Origin of the sequence: Pseudoalteromonas sp. NBT06-2, assembly GCF_002276045.1 — a bacterium.
Classification (GTDB): domain Bacteria; phylum Pseudomonadota; class Gammaproteobacteria; order Enterobacterales; family Alteromonadaceae; genus Pseudoalteromonas.
The window spans coordinates 13945-40444 of record NZ_NQMR01000038.1; the positions used below are offsets into that span (position 1 = coordinate 13945).

At 35.0% G+C, this 26500-nt stretch carries 23 protein-coding genes; 4 read left to right on the forward strand and 19 right to left on the reverse strand.

What is annotated here, in order from left to right; genetic code table 11:
• The first annotated feature begins 159 nt into the window (after positions 1 to 159).
• On the forward strand, positions 160 to 1389 hold the full coding sequence (locus CJF42_RS09890) for a hypothetical protein (protein ID WP_095366532.1): 1230 nt from the start codon (positions 160 to 162) through the stop codon (positions 1387 to 1389).
• Between the two features lie 192 nt (positions 1390 to 1581).
• Here CJF42_RS09890 and CJF42_RS09895 read toward each other — a convergent pair whose 3' ends face one another.
• Together CJF42_RS09895 and CJF42_RS09900 are read right to left on the reverse strand one after the other, a co-directional pair.
• The gene (locus tag CJF42_RS09895; RefSeq protein ID WP_095366533.1) at positions 1582 to 2496 is read right to left on the reverse strand and encodes a TonB-dependent receptor; all 915 of its coding nucleotides are present in this window, start codon (positions 2494 to 2496) and stop codon (positions 1582 to 1584) included.
• A 20-nt stretch (positions 2497 to 2516) separates the two neighbouring features.
• Positions 2517 to 3623, reverse strand: coding sequence for a TonB-dependent receptor (locus CJF42_RS09900; protein WP_095366534.1), 1107 nt, complete (start codon positions 3621 to 3623; stop codon positions 2517 to 2519).
• A gap of 377 nt (positions 3624 to 4000) precedes the next feature.
• Here CJF42_RS09900 and CJF42_RS09905 point away from each other — a divergent pair, with 377 nt between their 5' ends.
• Together CJF42_RS09905 and CJF42_RS09910 are read left to right on the forward strand one after the other, a co-directional pair.
• Positions 4001 to 5011: an FHA domain-containing protein gene (locus CJF42_RS09905; RefSeq protein WP_095366535.1), complete on the forward strand. Its 1011-nt coding sequence runs from the start codon at positions 4001 to 4003 to the stop codon at positions 5009 to 5011.
• On the forward strand, positions 5004 to 7646 hold the full coding sequence (locus CJF42_RS09910) for a serine/threonine-protein kinase (protein ID WP_095366536.1): 2643 nt from the start codon (positions 5004 to 5006) through the stop codon (positions 7644 to 7646). The genes CJF42_RS09905 and CJF42_RS09910 overlap by 8 nt, the downstream gene beginning before the upstream one ends.
• Before the next feature lie 43 nt (positions 7647 to 7689).
• Here the strand turns inward: CJF42_RS09910 and CJF42_RS09915 are convergent, their stop codons facing one another.
• Complete coding sequence (locus CJF42_RS09915) at positions 7690 to 8046, reverse strand: hypothetical protein (protein WP_095366537.1); 357 nt, start codon at positions 8044 to 8046, stop codon at positions 7690 to 7692.
• 549 nt (positions 8047 to 8595) lie between these two features.
• Between CJF42_RS09915 and CJF42_RS09920 the strand changes: the two genes are divergently transcribed.
• The gene (locus CJF42_RS09920) at positions 8596 to 9666 is read left to right on the forward strand and encodes a DUF6765 family protein (protein ID WP_095366538.1); all 1071 of its coding nucleotides are present in this window, start codon (positions 8596 to 8598) and stop codon (positions 9664 to 9666) included.
• A 431-nt stretch (positions 9667 to 10097) separates the two neighbouring features.
• Here CJF42_RS09920 and CJF42_RS09925 read toward each other — a convergent pair whose 3' ends face one another.
• The 16 genes from CJF42_RS09925 to CJF42_RS10000 all read right to left on the reverse strand — a co-directional run bounded on the left by CJF42_RS09925 (position 10098) and on the right by CJF42_RS10000 (position 26500).
• Positions 10098 to 11129 (reverse strand): hypothetical protein, encoded by a 1032-nt coding sequence (locus CJF42_RS09925; RefSeq protein ID WP_095366539.1) that lies wholly within the window; start codon positions 11127 to 11129, stop codon positions 10098 to 10100.
• A gap of 215 nt (positions 11130 to 11344) precedes the next feature.
• The gene (locus tag CJF42_RS09930; RefSeq protein ID WP_095366540.1) at positions 11345 to 13219 is read right to left on the reverse strand and encodes an acyl-CoA dehydrogenase family protein; all 1875 of its coding nucleotides are present in this window, start codon (positions 13217 to 13219) and stop codon (positions 11345 to 11347) included.
• Between the two features lie 21 nt (positions 13220 to 13240).
• Positions 13241 to 14533: a hypothetical protein gene (locus CJF42_RS09935; RefSeq protein WP_095366541.1), complete on the reverse strand. Its 1293-nt coding sequence runs from the start codon at positions 14531 to 14533 to the stop codon at positions 13241 to 13243.
• Positions 14530 to 15297: an outer membrane lipoprotein-sorting protein gene (locus CJF42_RS09940; RefSeq protein WP_095366542.1), complete on the reverse strand. Its 768-nt coding sequence runs from the start codon at positions 15295 to 15297 to the stop codon at positions 14530 to 14532. The genes CJF42_RS09935 and CJF42_RS09940 overlap by 4 nt, the downstream gene beginning before the upstream one ends.
• Before the next feature lie 11 nt (positions 15298 to 15308).
• The gene (locus CJF42_RS09945) at positions 15309 to 16538 is read right to left on the reverse strand and encodes an ABC transporter permease (protein WP_095366543.1); all 1230 of its coding nucleotides are present in this window, start codon (positions 16536 to 16538) and stop codon (positions 15309 to 15311) included.
• Positions 16538 to 17227, reverse strand: coding sequence for a hypothetical protein (locus CJF42_RS09950; protein ID WP_141235530.1), 690 nt, complete (start codon positions 17225 to 17227; stop codon positions 16538 to 16540). The genes CJF42_RS09945 and CJF42_RS09950 overlap by 1 nt, the downstream gene beginning before the upstream one ends.
• Positions 17228 to 17289: 62 nt before the next feature.
• Entirely contained in the window at positions 17290 to 17973 is a 684-nt protein-coding gene (locus CJF42_RS09955; RefSeq protein ID WP_095366545.1) for an ABC transporter ATP-binding protein, read from the reverse strand.
• Positions 17967 to 18701: a hypothetical protein gene (locus tag CJF42_RS09960; protein ID WP_095366546.1), complete on the reverse strand. Its 735-nt coding sequence runs from the start codon at positions 18699 to 18701 to the stop codon at positions 17967 to 17969. Before CJF42_RS09960 ends, CJF42_RS09955 begins: the two co-directional genes overlap by 7 nt.
• 18 nt (positions 18702 to 18719) lie before the next feature.
• The gene (locus CJF42_RS09965; RefSeq protein WP_095366547.1) at positions 18720 to 18968 is read right to left on the reverse strand and encodes an acyl carrier protein; all 249 of its coding nucleotides are present in this window, start codon (positions 18966 to 18968) and stop codon (positions 18720 to 18722) included.
• 27 nt (positions 18969 to 18995) lie between these two features.
• Positions 18996 to 20228 (reverse strand): asparagine synthetase B family protein, encoded by a 1233-nt coding sequence (locus CJF42_RS09970; protein ID WP_095366548.1) that lies wholly within the window; start codon positions 20226 to 20228, stop codon positions 18996 to 18998.
• Positions 20225 to 21160 carry an alpha/beta fold hydrolase gene (locus CJF42_RS09975; RefSeq protein ID WP_170940555.1) on the reverse strand — a complete coding sequence of 312 codons (936 nt, stop codon included), beginning with the start codon at positions 21158 to 21160 and terminating at the stop codon, positions 20225 to 20227. The genes CJF42_RS09970 and CJF42_RS09975 overlap by 4 nt, the downstream gene beginning before the upstream one ends.
• Positions 21160 to 23079, reverse strand: coding sequence for an NAD(P)/FAD-dependent oxidoreductase (locus tag CJF42_RS09980; RefSeq protein ID WP_095366550.1), 1920 nt, complete (start codon positions 23077 to 23079; stop codon positions 21160 to 21162). Before CJF42_RS09980 ends, CJF42_RS09975 begins: the two co-directional genes overlap by 1 nt.
• A complete protein-coding gene (locus CJF42_RS09985; RefSeq protein WP_095366551.1) occupies positions 23076 to 24101 on the reverse strand; it encodes a hypothetical protein in 1026 nt (341 codons plus the stop codon). Before CJF42_RS09985 ends, CJF42_RS09980 begins: the two co-directional genes overlap by 4 nt.
• Positions 24101 to 24610, reverse strand: coding sequence for a hypothetical protein (locus tag CJF42_RS09990; RefSeq protein WP_095366552.1), 510 nt, complete (start codon positions 24608 to 24610; stop codon positions 24101 to 24103). Before CJF42_RS09990 ends, CJF42_RS09985 begins: the two co-directional genes overlap by 1 nt.
• Positions 24603 to 25460 (reverse strand): hypothetical protein, encoded by an 858-nt coding sequence (locus tag CJF42_RS09995; protein WP_095366553.1) that lies wholly within the window; start codon positions 25458 to 25460, stop codon positions 24603 to 24605. The genes CJF42_RS09990 and CJF42_RS09995 overlap by 8 nt, the downstream gene beginning before the upstream one ends.
• Complete coding sequence (locus CJF42_RS10000; RefSeq protein WP_095366554.1) at positions 25457 to 26500, reverse strand: hypothetical protein; 1044 nt, start codon at positions 26498 to 26500, stop codon at positions 25457 to 25459. The genes CJF42_RS09995 and CJF42_RS10000 overlap by 4 nt, the downstream gene beginning before the upstream one ends.

Below are 26500 nucleotides of genomic sequence, written 5' to 3' on the forward strand. Positions count from 1 at the left end.
CTACCAATATATGCTAGATGGTAATGTTTTACAATAAAGCTGGGATACGGTTTCTGATTAAACGCTAATAATGTTTAAAATATTTAATTCGATTATTTTTTTAATTCGATTTAATATCAATATCAGTTCTAAAAAATAAGATATATGAAGGCACTTTCAATGAGTAAAAGCCACTTTCTAAGTATGCTAAAAGAAAAAAAATCCAAAGCTTCAGAACAAAATGAATTACAAACCCTATGGACAAAAATAGAAAAACATCAAAAGCGAAACCTTAATTTTGAAAAAAAACGGGATAAAATTTTTAGCGAATTCCAACAAAAAGTTGAACCCATAGAGCATAAACAAGCCTATAACATCGCATTACAAATTGAGCACTTTACACAGTTTGTTAGTCGTAAAACGTTAGCTGATTATGAGCGTAATGAATTGTTAGATTGGATCTATGAAGATTTACATTATTTAAATAATAGCCCTTTTACTGGCGATTTAAATGTCGCAGAATTAGAACACGTTTTAGAGAAAAAAATAAATGATATCAATACACACAAAGTTTCAAAATTAAGTGACGATGCTTTAGATGATTTACGTGGCATAATTGAAACGTCGTTTGATGGTGCAATTGAACTTACTGATGCAGAACTACGTGAAATTGCCGCTGATCCAAATCAATTACAAAAGCATATTGATAAATTAGAAGCTGAATTTAGTGATAATGAAACACCTGATGATGATGATTTTTATCAAAATAATTTTTCAGATGATGACGATGAAAGTAGTTTTTTTGATGATTTATTTAAACAAAAAAATGAATATTTTTCACAATATGATGAAAAAGTTAAACAGCAACAACAAGAGTTAGATCGGTTATTTAAAGGCAGCCAATTAAATAAAATGTATAAGCGTTTAGCTTCTAAATTACATCCAGATAAAGAGCTCGATGCTATCAAAAAAGCACACAAACACGAGCTAATGCAGCAACTTTCTATAGCTCGAAAAAATAAAGATGGCTTCACGCTATTACAGCTTTATTTACAGCATTTTAATGATGATATTGAGTTTGATAGTAAAACAATGGAAAACTTAACACCTTTATTACAAGCTAAGCTGGCACAATTAAATCAAGAGCTTAGTGATTTAAAACAAAGTAGAACGCCTGAAACATTAGTTTGGCAACAATTTAATGGCCGAAGTAAAGCAATTATAACTGCTAATATGGAAAATCAAATAACAGCGCTTAAGTTTGAATGTAATGAAATAAGTGATCGCATAGCAAACTGCCGTACAGTAAAAGATTTAAAAGCAATATTAAAAATTCGTTTAGACAATCAAGCTATCAATATGTTTGATTTTCCTACACAGTTTAATGGACTTTTTGGTACGCCGTTTTAGTCATACAGATATATTTTTTTCGAATTATCGAAACATAAAATATGCCATAAGTAGTTTTAGGTTTCGTAATAATAGCGCTATTTAAAAGTGTGGTTGTCTGAGTAAAGAGCATAATTTAATCAGTCATCATAAAAAAAGACGCAATATAGCGTCTTTATATTAAGTTACTTTATAGTTAACTGATATCGTTAATTAAAAGCTACCTCTAACACTTAAGCCAATTTGTCTAGGTTTACCTAAAGTAATATATCGAGTGCTTCTTTGTGCTATATATTCTTCATCTAAAATATTGCGTGCGATAAGGTAAACACCTATATTTTTCCATTCATAACCTAGTTGCATATTTACTAAAGTACGATTGTCATTATTTTGATCAAAATCGGGATCATTTTCAGAAATACCTTGAGCGTATGGGTTAACTTCTGCAGGTGACTCACTGGCATAATTTGCATTTATGTCGGCAAAAAAACCATTGTCAGCAACATAGGTTCCACCTAAAGTAGCTGTCCATTTAGGTGAGTCAGCAAAACTGCGACCTGAAAGGTCAATATCGTCAGCTCCTGGGATTGGTAAGATATAGTCAGTAAACTCACTTTTTGCTAATCCTAGTGCTGAATAGAGTTTAAGTTGATGACTTAGCTGATAATTCATTTCTAATTCAAACCCTTTTAAAGTTGATTTAGCTGCATTACCTGTTTCTGTATCAAAAGTATTTGTTGATAATTGTGCTATAACTTGTTGATCTGTCCAATCAACATAAAAAACATTGGCATTCGCAATTAAAGCCCCATCTAACCAACTAGAACGTAACGATAGTTCATAATTATCGGTATATTCTGGATCGTACTGAAATGATTTTCCATTGGAATCATTTGTACCTACACCTCCAGAACGATAGCCTTGTTGAAAAGTAAAGCTCGTGGTTAAATCTTCTGACCAATGGTAGCTAACGCCTATTTTAGGTAATACTGTATTAAAATCAGCATCAACTAATGGTTTGTTTTTACTCGCATTTTGTATTGAGCTGTGAATAAAGTCATTGATACCTGTGACTAAAGGAATAATACCCTGATACGGAGTACCTTGGTAACTCGCGGGATCGGGCATTAAATGACTATTTAATAGAGCTAGCTGGGTAGTACCTGCATTTTTTCATTTGAATAATAGCCACCGACAATCCCTTGTAAATTTTCATAGTCAAAATTAAAGCGGATCTCTTGGCTGATTGTTTCAATATCAGCATTATAAAGGCGGGTCCCTTTATCTTCAGGGCCGTTATCACCGTCCCAGTCATACCCAGAGTCGACGTCTGAATGTGCAGTAACTGCCGTCATACTCCATTTGTCGTTTAATTGATATTCTGTAGCTAATGTTAAGAGATCGGCATCAAAAAACTGCTCTTGTTTATCATTGTTATTGGTAAAACGTTGGTTATATGGGCTACCAGAATCAGGCTCAAAAATACCGAAAGTACCTCGCGTGTTTTTGGCATGGGTATAGCTTAATTGCATTTCAAGATCAGGAATTGCATCAGGTGTCAGTAAAAACTTTACTCGAATAAGGTCATCTTCATTAAAATCACTCGATTCATTTCGTGTAATATTGGTATTAAAGCCGTCAATCTCTTTATGTTCACCACTAATACGAAAAGTCAGTTGATCTTCTATTAACCCTCCACCAACAGCAACTTCTTTTTCACCATATTCACCGCTTTTTATTTTGTATATACCTTGCCACTCATCAGTTGGCTTTTTTGTGTTTAAAATTACAGCACCCGCTAAAGCATTTCTACCTTGTAGTGTAGATTGTGGACCGCGTAAAATTTCAACTTGTTGTGCATCCCAAGTTGAAAAACCGCCACCACTGATCATTTCTCTGGATAATACAGCGCCATCAACATAAACACTGGCTAGGTAGCTATTACCACCAGACACATTTTTCCCATTTATACCTCGAATACTAAAGTCATTTGTTGGTGTTGCATAGGCATTTGCAGTAAAGGTAAGTGCATCTGAAAAACTAGATATATTTTGTTGTTCAAATTGCTTACTGCTGATAACAGCAACACTTGTTGTTGTTTCTTGCAAAGTCCTGGCAATTTTTTGACCGGTTACAATGATTTTTTCAATTTGAGGCTCTTCATCTACTGTATGTTGAGTATCAGTATTTGCACTGACCGTGGTTGAAAATATTAAGGCAGCATTTATTGCACTGGCCACTAATGATAACTTCATTTACTACATCCTTACGTGATTACAGTTGAAATCTAAATCGTATTTATTTACATTCGCGGTTGCTTTATCGGTAATTGTTTTTTTTCGAAAATAATTTTTTCATTATGTCATTGAATTTAATTGTGAATTGGAGTCTTAGTTTTAAAAGATTTTTTTAAGTAACGGGGGGTATAATGTAAATGCTGCATTTTTTATATCATTATATATTCAGCAGCATGATTTTTAGATTCAAAAAATAGTCTTGATCCAACTTTACTACTATAGCAAGACAGACTCTTTGTCGTATTTACTAGTAGAGTAACTTGCATTTATATACAATTAGCCTTTTAGTATTGCATTTCACTGCAAGACGATAGTGTGTTAGTAAGGATTTTAACGTGGCAACTATTCTAGAGCTTAATAATCAACAAAAGTTAAGCTATTTAAGTGCCTATCATTGTATTGGACGTTCGGATACAAATGTAGATAGTGTGATCAGAGCACCTGAAATATCACGAATGCATGCTATTATACAATGGACGGATGAACACTGGATTATTCGAGATATTAGCAGTAATGGCACTTGGATTAACAATGAAAAGTTAATAAAAGAGCAACAACATAAAATTCGAATTGGTGACGAAATATCCTTCGCACAGCAGGGTTATTACGGTTTCATTGTGCAAGAACTCAGTCCGCCAAAAAATATGTTACTTGCTGTTGACCAATCAGGCATTATCATAAGTGAAAACGCAATAATGTTATCTGATAACAACTTACTCCCTAGCGAGCAGCAACCTGAAATAGCGTTGTTTTATGTTCAAAGTAAAAATCAGTGGTATAAAGAGTTTATAAATGATGTTGAGGGCAGAGCTTACCCAGTTGCAAATCTAGAGAGACTTCATTTTGCTAACCGTGATTGGCAACTTAAATTAAATAATTTGAGTGAAAATACCATTAAACTCGTAAAACCTAAATTGTTAGCGCATCAAATTAAATATCGTTTTAATCTAAGTCAAGATGAAGAAAATACAGAGTTAAACATCATAGTGGATGATAAAAAATTATGTTTATCTAATAAAGCGCATCATTATTTAACGTTAAGTTTGGCTAGGCACCGTGATGATGATGCTAAAAAAGGCATCGATGAATATGATCAAGGTTGGCGATTGCCTGAAATGCTAGCAAAAGAGTTAGGCTGTGAAATTACGCTTTTTAATACCCATGTTTGCCGTGCTAAAAAGCAGTTTAGAGAAATGCTTGGTGGCGCTTGTGATGGTGATATATTAATTGAAAGAAAAGGTAAAAACATACGTTTTTCGGGTACTTATTATCGTATTTATAAAGGCCGAGAACTGATTGTTAATCGTGGTCAAGATAAAGTAGCACTTACGGTATTACATGGATAACAAACTACCCCAATACACCCGCGAAAAACTATTGGGCGAAGGCGGCATGGGTAAAGTTTACTTAGCCAAAGATAACCATTTACAACGCCATGTTGCAATTAAAGAATTAACTTACCAAACAAGCAGTCAAGCCAAAAGCGAAATAGTTAATAATGCATTACAAGAAGCACGTTTATTAGCACGTATTAACCATTCAAATATTATTCAAATTTATAATATTCATGATGAAAAAAATCAAATCTCTTTAGTCATGGAGTATTTCAAAAGCAAAACGCTTACGCAATTTCAAAATGAAACACATTGCACATTAATACAAAAACTAGCGCTGTTAAGTCAATTGTCAGCAGGGCTTGCTGCGGCCCATAAAAATGGTGTTATTCATTGTGATTTGAAACCGAGCAATATATTAATTAATAACCAAGGTGAGTTGAAAATTACAGACTTTGGTATAGCGTGTTTGGCATCGAATGAAAACCATAACAAAGTGATAAAAAAATTAGAAGATGAATCAACTAAACATGATGAATTAAAACATTACGGCTGTTTGCTTTTTATGTCACCTGAACAAATTAAACAGCAAAAGGTTGATTATCGTAGTGACATATTTTCATTAGGTATTATTGCTTATCAACTTATTGTCGGTAGTCATCCTTTTGCTAATAATGGAATTGATTGTGAGGCTGCCGATAGAATATGTGAATACACGCCTGAGCATGCTAAAAATTTAATGCTTAATGCACCAACTGTGTTAACTGACTTATTAATGGAAATGTTAGTTAAACCTATTGAGCAACGCACGCTAACCGCAACAGTAATAGAAAACCGATTAAAGCATATTAAAAAAGCTTTAATTCAAATGGAACTCAGTGAACAAGTAACCGTATTATTACCTAATAAAGAATTACCAAATAACGTGTCAGCTCAAGCTCAGATAAAGCGAGAGTCGAAAGGTTTTTATCGTATCTTGAGTCTGTTTTTTTTATGTTTTTTGGTCACATTTTTTATTTTTTTCTACTCACAACAAGTACCACAAACAAAGCAAGTTGTTATCTTAAAGCCTACATTAGCTGATAGCCCATCAATGGCTGCTATGCAGCAAGATTTAGTTATTTCAGCCATTGAAGATGCACTACGCCAAAGTGTGATAAATACCAAAAATATGTATTTAGTATCGCAACGAGAAGTTAACGCCATTGGCAAAGCATATCCCGATAATATGAAAAAACTAAAGCGAGCAGTAGGCGCGTCAGACATTATTTCAACAACACTTGAATGTGATAATAACCGTTGTAAAGTGAGCTTTTCACGTTTAGTTTCGAATCCTAATAATAGTGAAACATTATCGGTAAAATCAGAGAAAAATTGGGTTGTACCCATAGAAAAATTTAATGCTATTTATAGTACTAGCCAAAGCCAGTTTGCTTCGTTGTTTCCTGAGCATTCAGCAGTAAATCAAGCCGGTTTAGTACAGCGACCGATTAATGAAGATGATTATCGTGATTACATAGCGCTTTTCAATGAGATTAGAGGGGAAGGTAATTATAGTACAGAGAGTTTGTCAAAATTAGAAGATTTATTAACACGTTCACCCTATTTATATGCGGCTTATGGTTTGTATCGTGAAACCGCTTCAAAATTATTTAAAGATTCACACGACACATTTTATTTAAATCAATTTGAGTTGATTTTACAAAGATCTCCACCTGCATATCGTTACAGTGTTTATGAAGCGATAGAGCGTTTCTGGTTAGTTTCATACAAAGGTAAAATGGAATTAGCGAAACAGCAAATTATTGAAGCTGAAAATAGAGGAGCTAATGATTTAATTTTATTAGAGCTTAAAGCCTATATGTTTTTTGTTTTAGGAGACTATAAGAATGCAGTAGAATCATATTCTGGCGCTTTTATACTTCGACCGAGCACGACATTATTAAATAATATTGCATTCAGTTATTGGCGTATGGGTGATTTACTCAAAGCTGAAAGCGCCTTAAATCAAATGCTTAAAATTGTTCCAACTAACATACAAGCCAAACGGTTACAGGCAAATATTTGGCAACTTCAAGGAAAGTTAACTTTAGCAATTTCTGCATATGAAGAAATAGTAACTAAGTTAAATAGTGGAAAAGATTTAACAAATTTAAGTTTAGCTTATGCATTAAATAAGCAATATGAAAAATCCCTAGAACTAGCAAGAAAAGCTTTAGAACGCAATCCAAAACATCCTTTTAAGTTATTAAACCTAGCTGATAGTGAAAAGATATCTGGAAATAATAATTTAGCAAACGCTTATTATCAAAAAGTTATTTCTATTTTAGAAAATGAAAATGAGGTTAAATACTTACTTGGATTAGCACAAGCATACGCCCAGTTGAATAAAGAAGGATTGGCAATTGATACATTAAAAAAAGCTCAGGAACTTGTGCCAAAAAATGGTGAAGTTTCGTATACTTCAGCGTTAATTTATAGTTTGTTGAAAGAGAAATCTTCAGCTATTTATCATGTTAAAACTGCTTTAAATAATAATGTAGGTGTTGCTTGGTTTAACCTTCCTTGGTTTGATTCATTATGCACAAGCCATCAATTTAAACAGTTAATGGAAAAATTTGAAAATACATCTCGATGCGTCAATTGAAGCTACATAATTATAGTTTCATTGATAAGTTTGAGTAAATTTACTAAGTTTGAATTATTCCACCATCATCATCAATTATGCCCTGAGTCAAGACGCCACCTTCTTCTAGAGTGGCTTCAGCATTATAAATAATGATTAATCGCTCAAAAGTTTCTGGATCTGATTCTGCTAAATTTAATAATCGTTCAAGTTGATCAGGTTTTGAATCAGCCATTTTTAATAACTGATTTAATAATGCGGCATCATTAAGAGCAATGTCATTTAATTGTTCCACTAATACAGGATTAGATTCTGCAATTGTAATTAACATCTCTGTTGAATTAGCTGCATTTACACTAGGTAAATACACACTGCCAGTTAAAGCGATTGATAAAGATAAAACCTTTAAATAGGTGTTCATTATTTGTCCTGTTCAATTACTGTGATACTCCCAGTGAGTTCACTTTCAAATCGAACAGGAATTTAAAGGTTTGGCTTACCTCAAACCATGACAATCAATTACAGCCTACTTTAAACTTATCTTTAACGTGTGTTTCTCAATTTTAGTTTATTTAAATAACTCTTTTAAAACAGTTATTTGAAAACTTTATTGGCTTGTTTTAAATCTTGTTTTAAATAAGGGAGTACATTGATTTTTTGTAACTAAATGTCATTTTTAGTATAAAATCGAGATTTAAAAATTCAGTAATATTATCAATATCAAACCGATTGTAATACCGTGTAATGTTCTTTTGCTGCTAATTGTGAAATATTTGAACCAAGGCTGACAGATCGATTGAGATTATTCTTTTTTTGAGTGTTTTCACTTAACTAAAAGGGTAATAATACCAATTGTATTAATTAAATGATCATGTATTTATTTGAATTGGTATAACCATAGCGATACTTAAAGCCACATATATGTTTAATAGCAACCCAATAAGCTTTCTAAAAGATTAGGATTTTCACCATGCAAATAGATTTTCATTATGCGACTACATGGGTTGTTGCTAGAGCCGCAGGCTTTAATGCCAATGATGCAAATATAATCGCGTATGCCAGTCAATATGTTGACGATGCAATCAATTCGGGTCATATTAAATTTACCAATGGTGCTTCATACGAAAGAGCTTCAACAGCTCACGGCAGGCTAGACTATAAAAATGTAGAAGAACTAAAAAATATGCAGGTGTGGTTGCCTTTTCACTTTTTACCAGGCAATGGTGGGCTACCTGCAGGACAAAATCCCAAAGGCAGTTTTATTCAAAAGCTAGTATGTACACCTGGTTCTTATATTGCCCATGACATGGTCGCAGAATGTATTAACGATAAGCACCGACCTCATGCATTGCACCGTTTAGGTATTACATCTCATGTTTTTGTAGATACATGGGGCCATCAAGGGTTTGCGGGTGTGAAACACCACATAAATGATGCTAATGATCTTAAAAGTATGAACGATCATCCTATTGAAAGTTTGATTGCAGAGATATCGGGATTTTTTAGTGATTTGTCACAAGGATGTACGTTATCTCAAGGCCATGTCCAAGCACTGTCAAACTCTGCGTTACCTTATGAATCGTGGAGCTATGTTAATGGCCTAGGTGAAGTTGTAAAAAGAAATAATCCTGTGGATTTTGTTAGCGCAGCTGATGAACTTTGTAAAGTGTATCAGCGCTTTATAGCACACGACACAGCAGCCGAAGTCCATGGTTTAAGTAACCCGCTTAGAGAAGCAATCTCTGCCTGTTTTCGCCAATTTGAAAACGCCAACTGTGAACAAAGACATCAAGGTTGGTTAAGTGCCATCGCAGATGATTTTTTTGGTTTAGGGACAGGCGTTGCTACTTATATTCCAAAGGGAGAAGGATCATGGAAACACCAAGCTTTAGGCACCACTCGCGCGATAGGAGATGATGAGTATATCTTAACACCTGATTTTATGAACTCAAACTGGAAATATTTCCACGATGCCGCCAAAAAACACCGACTTGCTATTATCGACGATATTTTGCCTAGGTATGGAATTTGTGTTGCTTGAGTCGAGTAGTCAGATACTCTTTAATATATATCCGTGTTACTTGTAAATGCAGGCTCAGAGCTTGGGTAGGATGCGAGTACAAGGCATGATTTGTAATTCATAGATTATTTCCTGATGATCAATCATAACGCCGGTACTCAGAATGTAGTCAATTAAAAATTAATTTAAATAAAAGTATAGGGAATAAACTCAATGCAATTCGTATTGTAGAACTAACCAAATCGTAGTCTAATCAAGATTACGACTTGATTTAATTCATTCGTCTAATTATGCTAATACGAATAAATAATTACTCAATTTAAATGAACTAAAGATTCCAGTAACATCGTTGCTTTCAATCCTAATAGCTTGCTATTGCTCAATCAAGCGCCTTGTAGTTGAAAATTTATCCTTATTAAAATTTGATCACTAACTTACTCGTATTGGTATTACTAAATTTTATTTTTAATAAATGACAGTATGGCATCTTTCTCTTTGCCTTCTTCTTGCTTCAATAAATCAAAAATTTTACTTTCTTCTTGTTTTTTTATTGCATCAAAGTCTGGTTTAAAAGGTGTGCCATCAAAGTATTTTGCACTTGTGCCTTCACCTTCAGGTGAACCATGATCTGCATCGATTGATTCGCGCCATAGCCAAGCGTGTCTAGCCCATTCTTCTTGATCTACCAGCTGAGGGGCTGTGAACCATACATTCCATGAAAGTACATTTTCCTTTTGTAACATGTTGCCAGATCCCAAGTTGAAAATATCCATAATAAGTTGATTAAATTTATCGACCTCGGGATAACCAGTTTTGATAATCGAGCCAATTTGTACTTTTAAGTGGCCAACAGACCATGCTTCGTCTTCATGCTTAGCAAAATCAGGAATATCAAAATCTTTGCTTTGCCCTTTGACTAGCGGAAATATAGGTTGCTCTGGCTCTTTAACTAAACTTGTTGTGATAGTGATGGCTTGCGATTTTTTTGAAGGGAAAGGACGGCCGCTATTTTCAAATTTTTCCCATAACTTTTTAACGATGAAGTTTTGTTTAGCACTTGGGCTGAACCATACTTTACCAACAACGCCCATCTCTGCTGCGAGTTCGCGATTGTCTTCGTTAACCCAACCTCTGGTGCCAGTAACTGTCACTTCTACATTCAAAGTTCCTAAAGTAGGAGAGGTTACACCTTGTTGAGGGCATATAATTGAATATACTCTGCCTGTATCTGTGTAGCCAAGTCTTGAAATGTCAGGTGCAAACATTTGATAACAGCGTTTAGGATCGGCGTTGCCCATTTGTGTTTCCCAACTAAACTCAGGCCACTTAACTGCTTGCTGACGTTGGAGTCTATCAATATTGAACATGTTATCAGGCATCGGTAATGATGTTAGATCAGGATCTGGGTAGGCAAATACAGGGCTTGATTGTTCAAATCCACCGACCCATCCAGGTGCACGTTCTAACTTAGGCCTATTTTTCATTATACTTTCCTTTTTATAATCGTTTAGAGCAAAGCTCTATGGGGATGTAAAAACAAATTTAATTGCTTTTAAATAACGTAACTTAAAAGGATATTGAAAACATTGTAACTTCATTGTGAAGATGATTGATGTAAGGCAATGAGAGGTAAGTGGATGAAAAATCAGTTTAAAAAATGACATTAGTGAAGGTTAACTCCACTAATGTCATAAAACGTTTAAGGTAAAAATGTTGTGATATCTGCATCTACCGCACTTTCATCTGCTAGGGCGATGATGTCTGCTGTGCTAAATACATTTGGCAAAATATTATTAATATAAAACTGTGCCGAGGTGATTTTTCCTTGGTAGAAGTCTAATTCACTTTGGTTTGTATCAGTTTTCATGGCTACTATTGTTTCCATTTCTCTATTGGCAACAATAGCGCCATCAATTAATAACCAAGATACGGTGACTTCTGCCATCATTTGTAAAAAACGGGTTGCTACGGCAAAGCTCAGTTCCATTTTTTGTACTTTTATCCAGCTGCCCATTAATTGATGAGTTTGCGTTAAACTTGTTAGTGCTTTTTCTAACATGATTATTGATTTCTCAAACTTAGAGTCATGTTTGTTTTGTTCGATAAATGTCATTACGTTTTGCTCAAATAAAGCTAATAATTTTGAGTGGCGACCCATAGCGAGTTTATCTCTGAATAAATCGGCCGATTGCACAAAGTTAGTGCCTTCCCATAAAGAGAGCACTTTAATATCTCTGGCGTATTGTTCAACAGGATGATCTTTAACATACCCATGGCCGCCATAAACTTGAATAGCCAGTTCGGTAATTCGAAATGCTTGATCTGAGGTATAGGCTTTAACAATGGGTGTCAGTAAGTTTACTAATGATTGGTGCTGATATAATTGGGCTTCACTTTGTTCAGCGGTGATCAGGTCATTTTGACGTTTAATTTCGATATTGGTGGTCATGCTTTGATGAAAACACAGCTTTACTATCAGTGCACGGCAACCTTCAACCTTACTTTTCATTTCAAGCAGCATACGTTTTACATCAACGTGAGCAATAATCGGCACTCGTTTCGCTTTTGGATTAAAAGACTGTTTAAAATCGGTACCTTGAATGCGCTCTTTGGCATATTCAGCAGCATTTAAATATGCACTTGATGCCATGCCTAACGCATATATACCTGTCGCGATTCGGGCTAGGTTCATCATGGTCATTAATTGGCGCAAACCCACGTTTTCACGTTCTCCTAATAAATAACCATAACAAGGTGAGTCAGCACCAAAAGTTAAGTGGCTAGTGGCACAGCCATTGAGGCCCATTTTGTTTTCTAATCGTAAGCACTTTACGCCATTATCTTGTTGATCAAAGTCTAATTTTGGCACCACAAAACATGATAAACCAACCGTACCAGAACGTGCACCTTCAACGCGGGCAAGCACAATATAAGTGATATTTTCAGTTAATTGGTGCATGCCAGCGGAGATGAATATTTTTTCTCCGGTTATTTGGTAGCGACCATCAGTTTGTTTTATGGCTTTTGTACGACAATTGCCGACATCGCTGCCAGCATCGGGTTCGGTCATGCATAAACAGGCTCCCCATTCATTAGCTGCAAGTTTTTGACAAAATAAATCTTTAAGTTGTTGGGTACCAAATTTATCAATTAAATATAAGGCTGGGCTGCAAAAGCCTGAATAAATCATAAATGCCGGGTTGGCACCCATAAATAATTCATTAATCACTTGCGCTAAAATGTAGGGCGCACCTAAACCATTATATTGTTCGGGTGCACCTAAACGACCCCATTGGGCAGATATAAAATCATCCCACAATGCTTCAAATCCTTGCGGTAGTTGTATTTTACCGTCAGGCATTAGCTTACAGCCATCTCTGTCAGATGATTGATATAATGGGCCTAATTTTTGATAACAAAATTTGTGGGCGTGATCTATTAAGTGGTTACAAAAACTTTGATCAAATTCAGGATAGATCTCTGAGTCAAGAATGTTGTCTTGCACTTTAAATTGTTGCCACAATAAAAACATGTGGTCGCGTAAATCAACGCGATAAGCATTATTTGATGTCATGTTTAACTCTTTATTATTGTTTTAAAATGCCCAGTTAAATACCAGTCGTATACTGTGTTGATTAGGGTTTAGACCATATTCGCAATTACTACAGCCATTGAATAATTCAAATTGCAATCGACTGGTAAGGTGGTTATTCCATGATTTAAGTAACTCCAGTCGATGTAATTGGCTGTTATCATCTAGATTAAGCTGCATGCTTTGTCTATATTGCCAAAGTGAATTTGAAAGTGGGGTGGCAAACATTAAATATAAGTAGTTCTGCCTAAGCTGCCCCTGATTTAAGCTATTTAATGCTGCCGATAAATAATTATAATCTTGTGTATTTGCTTGGTTATTAATCACTGCTTGATAAGCAGTTGTACTTTTATTTGATATTTCAGTCCATTCATCACGGGTAAAACCGTGTTTGGTATTTAAGTATTCTAATCTGAAATTATGACCCGAAGTTAATGTGTATCCTGCACCTACTAAGTATTTTTGTCTTTGTTCTGACTTATCTTGAATTAGCCCTGTATCATCAAGTAATACCTGTGCTTGTTGCTCTCTTTGATGCAATAAACTCCATTCAAAGCGTACGGTGATATCATCATTTATTAATTTATTGTAACTGGCAGCGTAATTGAGATTTTGATTGGGTTGTTTATGAAATAACATCGAAAAATCATGGCTACCTTGAAAACCTAAACGGGCAATATATTGTTGTTTATGATTTTTATCTTCAGTTGTCACATAGTCTGCAACCACTAAATGATAAAACCAATTGTTTTTACTGTATTTTATAGTCGCCATATCCCAACCTTTTTGTTGATTAATGTCGTCTAAATCAATGTAAGGTCGGTCTCTATAGGGTTTTAGTAAATTAGTTAAATTCCAATTAAAACCGGTACTCCATTGAGTTTTTATACGTCCGAATTGCCATTGCAATGCATAATCATCACTGGTCCAATTAATATAGGCCTCTAATACTGTGGTATCAGTTTCACTTAGACTATCAGTATGCTGGTATTGCGCTATGGTACGTGCTCTGGCTTGAAAGTTACTTTGCCATTGCGTTTTAACTTGCCAATCAATCACTGCGAGTTGTTTGTTTTGGTTAAACTCAATTAATCCTGGGTTAAAGCTTTGTTTATCATTGGTTTTGTTATTTTGAACATAAGTTTGTATTACTGTTTTATGCTCATATTGCTTTGGTGCTGTTTTTTGACTATCTGTAAAAGGGTCGTCAGGAATATAGGTTTGCGCCCATGTTTGAGCGCTTAAAGTACTTACAGTAATGAAGTAATAACAAAAGGATAAACTATTTTTGTTCATAGGCTTACAATCGCTTCTTTGTTAAATAACGCATCAGGTAACTGGCTACTGCGATAGTTATCAAATAACATCCAAGTATAGCTGCCGGCAATTAATGGATCTGAGAGCAGCATTTTGTGTACTTTTAGTTCACCATTAAACTCTTTAAAAGCTTTATATTGCGCCGTTTTAAGTAATTTACCTGAACGGGCATAATATTCACTTTTAATCGGTTTAAAAGGGGCTTGGTTCTGCAACCAGAATATGACCTTTTGATAACTCATATTATTTTCTTTAGCACTCAGAATGAGTTTTATTTGCTCAGGATTATCTTGAGGCATTATTTCGCCCGAATAATCTCGACTGAAATTACTGCCTGTTACATCGGCATTACTGGTTTCACCTAATAGTCTTTGCGCGGGTGAAATTCTAATAACCTTGCGTGTGCCTGGAATATATAGCCACATATCACTGTGTTTTTTTAATAATATGCGACCTTGTTGTCTGGCCGGAGACTGAAACTTTACTAAAGAGTTATCCTGCTTCACATCAACTGATAGTTGGTTAGTACGGCTATCTCTGTTTTCTTTATAGCTTACATTGGTTATATCAAAGCTAAAGCCTGCGGTGTTTAGGCCTCTGTATGAGTCAATAATACTCACGAGCTGTGTTGCATTTTTAGGTGTAATCTCTGATATTTTATCGTTAATTTGTTCACTGTTAACAATAAAAGTATTTATGAATAACATAAATAAAAGGGTATATTTGAGTAACTGTTTTTTCATTATTATTCCTTTTAAGCAGCACGCATGGCTTGGTTTATTTGCAAGCGAGATGCTTTAAATGCAGGATATATACTGGCAAGAATAGCCACTAAAGTACCCGCTATTGCTGTTTTCCATAATATTGGCCAAGAAACAAAGATACGGATTGGATAACTTTGGCTGCTGCCAGGTGGTGTTGGCATAATAAATTGTGCCGTGGTTATGCCATTGGCGAGTAAAATAGCCAATAAAATACCTAAAACACTACCGATTAATCCGAGGTAACACGCTTCGGTAATAAACAGCATCATAACTTCGTATCTAGTTGCACCTAACGCACGAATAGAGCCGATTTCTGGTGTACGCTCCATAACTGCCATCATCATGGTATTAGCAATACTTAATGCGGCAATAAATAAAACAATTACTTGAATAAAACCAAAAACACCATCAAACAACTTTATGACTTCATGATAATAATCAGCAAGTTCAAACCATGTTTTTGTTTCAACAATGAGCCCATTTTGCTTAAATAATTGCGTTAATTGTTCAAGCACTATTTGTGTTTGCTCGGTATCTGAAAGTAAAACAACTAAACGACTGACACCTTGGGTGAACTGTAAATCTTGCGCATGAGTTAAGTTGATGCGAATAAGGCGATTATCAACATCTCTTATTCCTGTATTAATAGCACCTATCACTTTAATATCTACAGCATTTACTGCGCCATCAGTGGTTGAACCGAGTAAAGTAAGGTAATCACCCACCTTGGTATTAAGTGCATTAAATAAGCCTTGGCCCAATAAAGCACCATCAATATCTTGGCTAAATAAGTCTTCACCTTGGGTGATGGTAATGGCAGAGCTTAATAAAGATTCTTTATCCGGATTTATACCATTGCCTACAACTGCGATTGATTGATTTGAATTGGTTAATAAACCAGAAAAATTGAGTCTTGGCGTAATAAGTTCAACACCTGATTGAGATTCAACTAACTCGGTTATTTTTTTAACGTCTTGCTGGGTTAATAAGTATTTTTCAGGTTCAATATGACCATATTGATTAAAACCTTGTTTATATATTTGAATATGTCCCAGTTGTGAGCGGATCATATTCTCTCGCATGCCGTCGTACATAGAGGCAACAAAGCCACCAAACAGCACTAAACTTATCACTGCTACTTGAATTGATAGTAAAGTAATAATGCTTCTGCGGCGATTGCGTAATACATTGAGTAATGCAATTTTATACCTAAACCCCATTATTCAGCTTCCTCTAAACGCGCGATTGCTTTGGTTTGCCAAGCGGGAGATGCCGTATTTTTTAGCGATTGCCAAATTGCTTTTGCTTGCTGTGGTTGCTCATTTTTAGCTAATGCCATTGCTAAGTAATAATTTACAAAGGCTAAAAAGTCACTATTTGTCTCAGATTTACTCTGTTGCTTAATAAGTGATAAATCAGTTATTGCAAACTTAGCGCGATTTAAAAAGCGAGGCATATTAGCATAACTGACACCCCGTAATAATCTGACACCTAAGTTATTGGGCGCTTGCTTTATCGCTCGGTCCATTAGTCGCATGCCTTTGCGCGATACAAAATTCATTTTCCCAAGGTTATGTTGAAGAAAAACAGCTTGATAACTCAAAGCACTGCCGTAGGCTGCCATGATCTCAACGTCATTTGGCATGTCGCTTGATAATGCATCAAGGTTATTACTGATCGCTTCTAACTTTGATAGTGATTGATTTTTGTCGTTCGAAAACAGCGCTAATTCAATTAATGATTTTTGTCGTCGCTGTTCATCTGATAACTGAGCTTGTGCTGATAATTGTGTCAGTAATTTTTTTTGTTCATTTACACTACTGCCAATAAAAGTCGGTGATATATATTGCACATCGGTGTTGCTAGTTTTCACTAGGTTTATAATAGGTTGCTCGATTATTTCATTCACAGAATTAGATTCCGAGCAGCCAGTTATTAAGAGGCTTAACAATAGAGTGTGTGGTATTAGTTTCATGCTGCAGCCTTTTGTTTGTCGTTACTAATGGCACCATCTTTTAATTCAATAATGCGAGACGCTTGCGAAAGAACAAAATCATGATGTGTTGCAAAAATAAAGGTGATCCCCTGCTTATTAAGTTGTTTCATTAGTTCCATAATGGAAGCGGCTGTATTTGAATCTAAATTAGCTGTGGGCTCATCGGCTAATATAATATCAGGCTCAGTTACTAAGGCACGGGCAATCGCAACGCGTTGCATTTGACCACCAGATAGTTGGTTAGGTTTGTGGTGCATAAACTCTGCTAAACCAACCCGAGTTAATGCTGCAATAGCTTTATTTTTTGTATTTTTAACCCCTTGTAACGACAAAGGGTATTGCACATTTTCAAGTGCGGTTAATACAGGCAATAAATTGAATGATTGAAATATAAATCCAATATGTTGCTTTCTGATCTGTGATTTTTTAGCATCAGATAGTTTATTTAAGCTTTTATTTGCAATGAGAACGTCACCAGAGTTTGCTTCATCCATTGCACCAATAATGTTTAACAGCGTACTTTTACCACTACCGCTTGCGCCTTTTAATACTAAGAACTCACCTTTACTAATGGTTAAATTAATATCTTTTAAGGCATGCACTTTGTTTTTTCCGAGCATAAAATGTCGGTTAATATTTTTAAGCGCTACAACTACCATAATTCACCTCTATTTTGCTCAGAGAACTGTATTTCAAGATTTTGATATTGGGTTAAATCTAATGGTGCTTTAGTTTTTACAGCTTGATACAAGTTCAGGTAATTTTGTACTTGTTGTGCTGATGAAGTATCAGCTTTGAAAAAGTATGCTTGTGCCATTGCGATATAAAATTGCCCTTTTACTTGCTCAGGGATCTCTTTGGGTGCGCGTTTTAATAATGTATTGAACCAAGCTTCATCATTAAATACCAAATCAAAATTTGGGTTTATTTTTCCAATATTGGCAAAAGTAGCTAAACGAATTAATCTTATAGTCAGATCGTTTGGTGCTAAATCTACCGCTTTACTGATGTTGCCTAATACTTTATTTAAAGTATAAAGTTTGTAAAAACCCATAGTGAAATCAAGTGATGCCCCCGATACTTTTGCTGAGTTGGCGTTATACCATGCCATCACTAAAGCATCATTTGGCGCAATATTATGTGCTTGAGCTAAATAGTTATCGGCTAAGTCAATGTCATTATGCATTGAATAGGTTGAGCCTAATTCCACCAGTAATGAAATATCTTCAGCATTATTAACTAATTCTTGTTTTAATGACTTGATGCTAGCGAATTGCTGCTCATTATAAGCTTGGCGTTTAAAGTCTATTGGCCAAGATCCCATTACCCAAGAGATAATGTTACCAATAACTAAACTTGTGATTATAAAGCTGAAGATTTTTTTCATTTTAAACTCCTATTCTTGTTATACGAAATTATCTGATGCTTCTAACAGCTGAGCATCCATATCACGTAATGTTGTAAATTCATCAAAAATAAGCGCTTCTGGATCACTGACATCGGTATATACCTGCTCACAGATTAAAATAACTTCAACAACATTTAATGAATCAATGCCTAATTCACCTAAAGGTGTATCTGCATCAATTTGTTCTTTATTTAGCATTTGGGCTACTTCAGTTTGTAATGAAGTTAATTGTGATTTATCTGACATATTTACTCTCTATTATGTTGTTTTAAATTAATCTACGGACCAATTAGCATGCCTTGCTAAGTGATCTAAGGTTAAGGATAAGCAGCAAAACTCTTCTACTTGAGTTGGATTTTTATTATGTTTTTTAAGTAATTTGGCTGAAATAGGGGGCACAATATGAAACAGTTTATTGGTCACTGGGTCAAAGCCATGGTGCATTAACCTTTGCATTGCATCAAAAATATTAACGATGCTTTCATCGTTAAAGCTAAAAAATTGGCTGTGCGGTTGTGTCGTTTTAGTTGGGTTACTTTGCTCAATTAACAGCTGTTTTAGCTTATTGCTATCGCAATAGTTAAACTGAATGTCTTTGTTATAAGTTTGGGCAATTAACCTTTGTTGTGCCCATTTATTGGGTAATTCAAAAGTGAGATACATCCAAACTTCAAAATTGGGAGTTGATTCAAAAGCACCAGATGCGATCTCAAGTTTATATTGCTTAAATAAGTATTTTTTAAGCTTTGTTAATGGGCTGTTTTGTGTGTTTAAACGTCGTCTGAATATATTGTGATTGAAACTATTTTTTGATTTGTTTTGTACTAATTCAAGCTGGGGTTTGTGATCGCATATTAATTGATGATCGTGACTTATTTGTACTAATAATAGAAATTCAATTTGCCACAAGGCCGAAACTGGTTGAGTCATTAATTGGCTTAACTGGGGTAATTGATTAAAGATATTAAAAAAACTCAATTCATTATTGGTGATATTGCCAACTTTATGTTCTGGAGTCTCGCTTTGAGCTGCATTTAATTTTTGAGATAAAGTTAATTGTTTTTGTGAAATCAGTTCTGGATTTGATTCATGTTGCCATATTGCACTTTGGCCATTGTTAAGCGCAAAAACATCTTTAAATAAGGTATTGGGTGAGCAGATATTACGCCAATGTAATAATTGACTCACAGCGAAAGGGTCAACCTTTGCTTGATGACTAAAGTCGGATAATGTTTTGCTAATACTCAGTGTGGTTGCATCATTTTTATAAAATAATTGATGGCTCGAAAAAGCAGATAAACATAAAAAGACCTGTTGGTTTTTTTCTAAAGGTAAAACAATTACATAGTCGCCTGCTAAATATAAATTGAGTGCTAGCTGCCATTTTAAGTAAGCAGATTGAATTAATTCAAAATCAGATACATTCTCAGGCAGTTTTAATTGAGAAGTCACATTATTACGATTTGTGATTTGGCCATTAAAGCTAAATTCATTTAGATTAATCATGCTAATGCTCCATCTGTATTTGAAACTAAATTACTTGATTGTTCGAATATGCTATTTAACCAATCAGGTAAGATATTTGCAGATGCTGTGACAACTTGAATATGATTTACTTTTTTAAGCTCAACCATTTTTTTATTTAATGTTGGGCGTAGATGCCAGTGAAAAATTGTTTCGAGTAGGTTTGGGTGAACAACTTCATCGTTTTGCCCACACAGTAATAATACGGGTACTGAGATTTTATTAAAAGCACGAGGATAATTATTAATATCGCAAGAGAGCATTAGGTTATAACTATAATGTAATACTCTGCCTTCAAGTCTTGCCATACGTTCGTTTGCCGGAAAACTTAAAATAGGTTTGTGTCGCATTAAAGGCACACATTTAGCTATGATAAAGGGTACTGTTTTTAAGCTCGGTGCATAAGTCAGTGCATGTTCAGGAGGTGCTACAGTCGGTTTAGCCGTTCTAAAATAACTCACTTGATATTGCCATTTTGCCGAGGCGTGTTTATATCTTACGGTTTCTAGAGGGCCATTGATTGCAGGTGCAATAAAGCTCACCCCATCAATATCATTACAGCCATATTTATCTATATATCTTAAGCAAATAACAGCGCCTGCTGAATGACCTGCTAATACAATTGGTTGCTCATTTATTTGTTGGTAATGTGCAATAAAGTCGGCTAAGTCATCTTCTAGCTGGCCTATATAGTCAACAGTGCCTGAACGCCCTTCAGATGCGCCATGCCCACGCCAATTAATGAGGCAAGCAGAGTAATGTTGTTGATTTAATACCTTTGCAATATTGGCATAACGACGACTGTTATAAGTACTGCCATGTAAAAATACGATAGTTGCCTTAGCGTCTGCTATTAGGAATTTATCATAAGCGAGTAGGGCACCATCACGTGCTAAATAAGTCATTTTATCCATTAGCATGTCTCAAGTGATAATATTGGGTTAGACATGATATTTTCATCAGTTTTTCGGCAAAACTGTAAAAAATACGGCACCATAAATGGCATGGCGATATATTCTTGTTCACTGTTGAAAATGTTGTTTGCTTGTAGTTTTAGCTTTTTCATATCAGCTTCACTTAAAGTACAATCAACAACTTGTACCATTACCATACCTGTTGAAAATGATTGTTCACTAATTTCAACCAATACGGTATGTTCCGTGAGGAGTTGTAATTCTTCAGTGAGCTTTTGATTTATCAATGCGAACAACTCAGGTAAATTTTCTTGAGAAAAAGTATCCATTGATAATATTTTGGGTAAATTTAAACATTCTTGTACAAGTCTACGACTGGCAAATTTTGGCAAGTTTAATCGGCTTTCAGTTACTTTAAGATATATATCAACCCATAACTTAGTATGTAAGTCGATGCGCCAACCATCTTTACCCGCTTGGCCCATATTAAATACAAAATATTTATATAGCTCAGCACCTGATTCAAAAAAACCTTCATGGTTACGGTCAAAGTAACGACCTTGTTCCTTGAGGATTTTTGCGGTAGCTAAAGTTTGTTTATTGAGCACTTTTTCTAACGCTAAGTAACCACGACGAATGTAATCTTTCTTTTGCCAATATTCTAAATCAATGAAGTTACCTGCCATATAATCCCAAGCAGCTTCTAAAAAATATATTGCGGTGTTATAAGCAATAATAGGTGAACATAATTGAGCACAATCTAAAATTGGATTGCTATTATTTACATAGGTATATAAACCTTGATAAAATTCATGGGCTTGTTGGTTTAGTATGGGCACTTTTTTCATTAATGATTGATTTGCATGCTCAACTGAACTAAAAGCAAAGTCATCACAAATTGTTTTGCTGATCGCATCATTTGTCAGTGCAATCATATCACCACCACCACTAAATAAAGGATCTAAAAACATGGCTGCAAAACCCGTTGTGGCCCAGCGTTGTTCGCTGATATATTTTTTACCGCGATAAGCTAACTGGCCCCAAGCTTCAAAATCTTCTAAATTTGCATTTTCAAGTAACTGCCATAATCCTTTGTGTTGTTTTAAAAACGCAACAAATTGGGCTTGCTTTAAAGGTGGGTTAGCCATTACATTTTTATCGCAGTCAATGCCTATACTAGTAAAGCCACCACTGAGTGGGATCACCCAAATCCAATAACCTGGCCCGGTGAAGTGTATGGTAGATAAAAATCGACCATTGACCATTTTTTGCCATTTTTTACTACCTAAAGAGTCAATTTCAGTTACATTGCTAAAACGCGCCCAAGCAGCACTGTTTTTTGGCACGTCATTTCGATGGTGTAATTTTTGCTGTTTTGCTAATAAACTGGCCCTGCCACTGGCATCAATTAACCATTTTGTTTTTACTTTATGGCTTTGTCCTTGATAATTAAAATTAACTGTATGATCACCTTTTTCATCTACTGCCAGTTTTGTTACTTTTGCGCCTAATAATAAGTTGATACCTTGTACTCGATTCATTTCGACTAAGTCTTTTTCAAAACGCGCTCGGTCTAATTGAAATGCAGGATGCGGTGGTATGCTAGTGGTGCCATGTTCACTCATTTTATCTAAATCTAAATCATGATTTTGGGAATCAAAGAAAAAGCGAAGTCCATTTTTAGGTAAATGATTTCGGTAAAGATAATTCACTAAACCTAATCGATGTATAAAGTAATGACCCGCTATTTCAACTGTCGCTTCACCTACTTTAGCTTTAAACTGAGTACTTGCTTCAAGTTGTAAAATGTTTAAATCTGGATTTTCTAGCTTTAGCTGTCTTGCTAAAGTGAGTCCGGCCCAACCAGCGCCAATGATTAAAACATCATAATTTTGATTTAGTGTTGTTAAGTGATTCATGATTTAACTCCAGCTTGGTTTATTGAATTTAGGGGCCAGCGAAAGTAGTGATTGTTTATGCCGCGATACTGTAGCTGAGGATATTTTAAAGTGGCTTTAACAATCGCATGATAAGCCTGTAATGAATGTGGTTTAACATTAATCGATTGCTGATATAAAGCGCGATCTGTTGTTAAACAAAACTCATTAAATGAGGCATCATCAATTTGACTTTTATTGCATGTATTGATAGATAACCTGAGGCTTCCAACACGGCCACCGCCTCCTAATGTAAAGAGTGTAAGTGGTTTTTTGTTTAGCTGGTGGCGATAATTGTTTAATTCTAATATGGGTTTTAAGCTTAAATAATGACGGTGATCCGTTTCAATGCTCGATAGCCAACATGTTGTTTTTTCTGATTTTTTCAATCGATTTTTTAATGCTGCTTTTAGTTTTCCTCCCCAAACAGAGCTAATATCGAAAGATACAAAGAATCCATCAGACTGTACATTTTCAATATGTGTTACTAATTGATTTAGTAATTTTGGCATACCTGGTATACCCGTAGGTTGCGAGAATATTTGGCATTGTTCAATGACTATCTCTTGAATTAGAGCAGCTCTTTTTTCTAAAAAGCAAAAGCCAATACAATCATTTACGGTTAAACCATCTTGATTTTCTGAATTACCAACACCGAGTGCATTTAAACACCCTTGTTGTAATTTTTGATCTAATTCTAATAAAATTACTAAACAATTATTTGAAAGACTACTATTAAAGTGAAAAATACTGGCGTGTAAACTGGTACATGCAGCACTAATGAAGTCGGTTTTACATTGAAAGTTACGAGTTATGTCTTCACAAAAAGCTAAAATATCAGGGTTTAATAAAGGCTTTACTTCCCCTGCACTGACAAAAATCACTTGCTCAGGCTTTTCAGTCAATGTAGCGAGTTTTTCATGCAGCTGTGTTAATCCATGAGTCACAGAATCAACCTTTTCAGCCCAAAACTGAGACAAGATCATTTGATCATTACAGCGCATTACTTAGCACCAATATTAAAGTGTTCAAGCTTAGCTATAAATTTTGAAAAATTGACTTGTTGATTTTTGTCTAAGCTATGTAAGTTAATTGAAATTTCATTGTGACCTTGCTCTAACTGATAACGAATAAAGTGGTCATCAATTGTGAGTAAATGCGTAACTGTTCCCGATAATTTTTCAACTTCAGGTTTGATGTCTTGCATTAATAAAACATTATGCGCAAGCAATGATGCGGGTAGTCGCATGCCACCTGGCATTGAAATACGGATTAAAATAGTGAGCTCTTGTTGCCACAGTTCATTTGCGAGTAAAACTAATGCGTTTAAAATGTGATAATGTTCAATAAAGTTGATCAAAATAGGTGCATTAGAGCAAGGTAAATTAGCAAATACTGTAAAGTCATTTTCATTTGATAAAGGCATACACCTTGCTAATGCGGCGGATGGTTTATTTGTAAAAGGTACACTTAACAGTTGTCCTAAATAGGTATGTTTAATTATATTACTCATGGCCTGTTACCTCTTGTAATATAAATTGAGTTTGAGGGGTCACTTTGACCTGCGCCATGGAAAAGTACCCATTTAGCGCGAGCGAACATGCAAGATATTGTTGATCTTCAATCACAGGTTTTTTCATACAATGACTTAAAATTGATAACCAAGGATCAGCACCAAAGCAATGGCCCCAATCTTGATGTAAATCAGGAAGACACGTTTGCTTAACTAATAATTTGTCGAACATCTGTTGAATATGTTCAGGGAAAAATGGCATTGCCAAAGTTATATTTTCTTTGTTGGTAGCGTGACGTCTGACGACTGTGGCAAACTCAGCCATGGAATTATGTGTATTAGCACATTGGGTGATCAGTTGGTCGGTTATGGTACCATCAATTTCAAGTAAAATACTGGTAATGCCAAAACCTGATTCATGCCAATTTTCGTTATAGCGCCAAAACTCAAGATCAAAAATATTCGCGTCTATAATGCTGACTAATAACAAACGAGGGGAATCTTGTTTATCATGTTGCAAGTAATGTCTTAATGAAAACCCCCATGAGGCACATTCATAGGCATTGATAAAAGTATCCGCTTGATTATTGCCCTGTTTTTTTAGCATATTGGCCACTTTAGGCCAGCTAATGTCTCCCGTTGTAAAAGGCAGATCTATCATGGTTGAACATAAAAAATGACGTTTAATTTTAATTTGTTCATCAGCTGTGAGTGTTGCTGTTATCGTTTTTGTTTGCTCAGCTAATAAATGTGTTAACCATTCAAAGGATATTTCACTGCTTTGTATTTGATTAAATAAGCGTTGCTTTAAAGGTTGAAAAGCGATCGTTCTAACAGTTAATTCGCTCATTGTCTAAACCTTTTTTGTTTTGCATAAATTTCAAGAAAACATCGGTAAGAGCTACCTTCCATTTTGGTAAAACCTAACAGGTCTCTTTGATCTTCAAAACTGGCTACTTTTCCTTGTGATACTGTATTTAATAGCAATTCATTTGAAGCAAATTTTAAAGCCAGTACTTGATCAACTGAATGTATAGAAAATTGATTTTGGGCTAAACAACTATCTGCAACATCTTGCAAGTATTTAATGTTTTCATTTAATTGAGAGTCTAAAGTTAAGCGTTTATTGTCAGCTAACCATAACAAATGGTTCATTAAGGCTTTAACAAAGCGCGGACGAACTAAGGTCAAGAATCGGTTTACGCTACTGAGCCCTCCAAGTTTTAGTTGCTGTGATGCACTGATATTTAATTTGCCTTTTACATTGCCTAACTGTACTGCGTTATCTAAATAACTAGCGCCTACCTTAGATTGACTGAGTGTTTTTGCTTGTTCGGGTTCAACTAAAAAGGTTAAAGGAAATGGTTTACCCGGTTGGCGTACAACTAACATTAAAAAACCAAGTTGATGTGCCTCAATACCCCATTTTTTATCTATGGTAAGTTGCCATTGATTTTCTGTTGTATTTAAACTTGTTTGCCAGTTATTTAATGATGGGCCACCGGAATCTGTCATTAAAAAATGACCAAAATGACCTTGTTCAAGCCACTCATTCACTTGTTGTTGTTGCTCTTGGTTTGCGGTCATTTGCAACATAATTGAACCAAAGAGGCCAATAATTTGATGAAAGTGAGGTCCAAATCCGGTTGATTTAACTTGTTCTGTTAATTGGTCAATCACATACGTTTGCTCAAATTTTGGCAATGCTTGGCTGACTTTTGGCTTAGTTAAAACAGGTTTAGCTGAAAAATTATCTTCAATTAAAATCTCAGAATCTAATATGTTAAAAACAGCATTTTCGATAATTTTTTCAAACTTTATTGGTAAAGCTTGATGGCTATTCAAATGATCTGTAATGAAGCTGGAAAAAATTATTTTTAAATCGCTCAT

What these genes read in the sequence shown, in the direction of transcription:
- CJF42_RS09890 (WP_095366532.1), top strand. Translation starts at nt 160, where the DNA reads ATGAGTAAAAGCCACTTTCTAAGTATGCTAAAAGAAAAAAAATCCAAA.
- CJF42_RS09970 (WP_095366548.1), bottom strand. Translation starts at nt 20,228, where the DNA reads ATGATTAATCTAAATGAATTTAGCTTTAATGGCCAAATCACAAATCGT.
- CJF42_RS09965 (WP_095366547.1), bottom strand. Translation starts at nt 18,968, where the DNA reads ATGTCAGATAAATCACAATTAACTTCATTACAAACTGAAGTAGCCCAA.
- CJF42_RS09920 (WP_095366538.1), top strand. Translation starts at nt 8,596, where the DNA reads ATGCAAATAGATTTTCATTATGCGACTACATGGGTTGTTGCTAGAGCC.
- CJF42_RS09930 (WP_095366540.1), bottom strand. Translation starts at nt 13,219, where the DNA reads ATGACATCAAATAATGCTTATCGCGTTGATTTACGCGACCACATGTTT.
- CJF42_RS09915 (WP_095366537.1), bottom strand. Translation starts at nt 8,046, where the DNA reads ATGAACACCTATTTAAAGGTTTTATCTTTATCAATCGCTTTAACTGGC.
- CJF42_RS09975 (WP_170940555.1), bottom strand. Translation starts at nt 21,160, where the DNA reads ATGGATAAAATGACTTATTTAGCACGTGATGGTGCCCTACTCGCTTAT.
- CJF42_RS09955 (WP_095366545.1), bottom strand. Translation starts at nt 17,973, where the DNA reads ATGGTAGTTGTAGCGCTTAAAAATATTAACCGACATTTTATGCTCGGA.
- CJF42_RS09940 (WP_095366542.1), bottom strand. Translation starts at nt 15,297, where the DNA reads ATGAAAAAACAGTTACTCAAATATACCCTTTTATTTATGTTATTCATA.
- CJF42_RS09995 (WP_095366553.1), bottom strand. Translation starts at nt 25,460, where the DNA reads ATGAGCGAATTAACTGTTAGAACGATCGCTTTTCAACCTTTAAAGCAA.
- CJF42_RS09900 (WP_095366534.1), bottom strand. Translation starts at nt 3,623, where the DNA reads ATGAAGTTATCATTAGTGGCCAGTGCAATAAATGCTGCCTTAATATTT.
- CJF42_RS09960 (WP_095366546.1), bottom strand. Translation starts at nt 18,701, where the DNA reads ATGAAAAAAATCTTCAGCTTTATAATCACAAGTTTAGTTATTGGTAAC.
- CJF42_RS09945 (WP_095366543.1), bottom strand. Translation starts at nt 16,538, where the DNA reads ATGGGGTTTAGGTATAAAATTGCATTACTCAATGTATTACGCAATCGC.
- CJF42_RS09925 (WP_095366539.1), bottom strand. Translation starts at nt 11,129, where the DNA reads ATGAAAAATAGGCCTAAGTTAGAACGTGCACCTGGATGGGTCGGTGGA.
- CJF42_RS09910 (WP_095366536.1), top strand. Translation starts at nt 5,004, where the DNA reads ATGGATAACAAACTACCCCAATACACCCGCGAAAAACTATTGGGCGAA.
- CJF42_RS09895 (WP_095366533.1), bottom strand. Translation starts at nt 2,496, where the DNA reads ATGCCCGATCCCGCGAGTTACCAAGGTACTCCGTATCAGGGTATTATT.
- CJF42_RS09985 (WP_095366551.1), bottom strand. Translation starts at nt 24,101, where the DNA reads ATGCGCTGTAATGATCAAATGATCTTGTCTCAGTTTTGGGCTGAAAAG.
- CJF42_RS09990 (WP_095366552.1), bottom strand. Translation starts at nt 24,610, where the DNA reads ATGAGTAATATAATTAAACATACCTATTTAGGACAACTGTTAAGTGTA.
- CJF42_RS10000 (WP_095366554.1), bottom strand. Translation starts at nt 26,500, where the DNA reads ATGAGCGATTTAAAAATAATTTTTTCCAGCTTCATTACAGATCATTTG.
- CJF42_RS09980 (WP_095366550.1), bottom strand. Translation starts at nt 23,079, where the DNA reads ATGAATCACTTAACAACACTAAATCAAAATTATGATGTTTTAATCATT.
- CJF42_RS09935 (WP_095366541.1), bottom strand. Translation starts at nt 14,533, where the DNA reads ATGAACAAAAATAGTTTATCCTTTTGTTATTACTTCATTACTGTAAGT.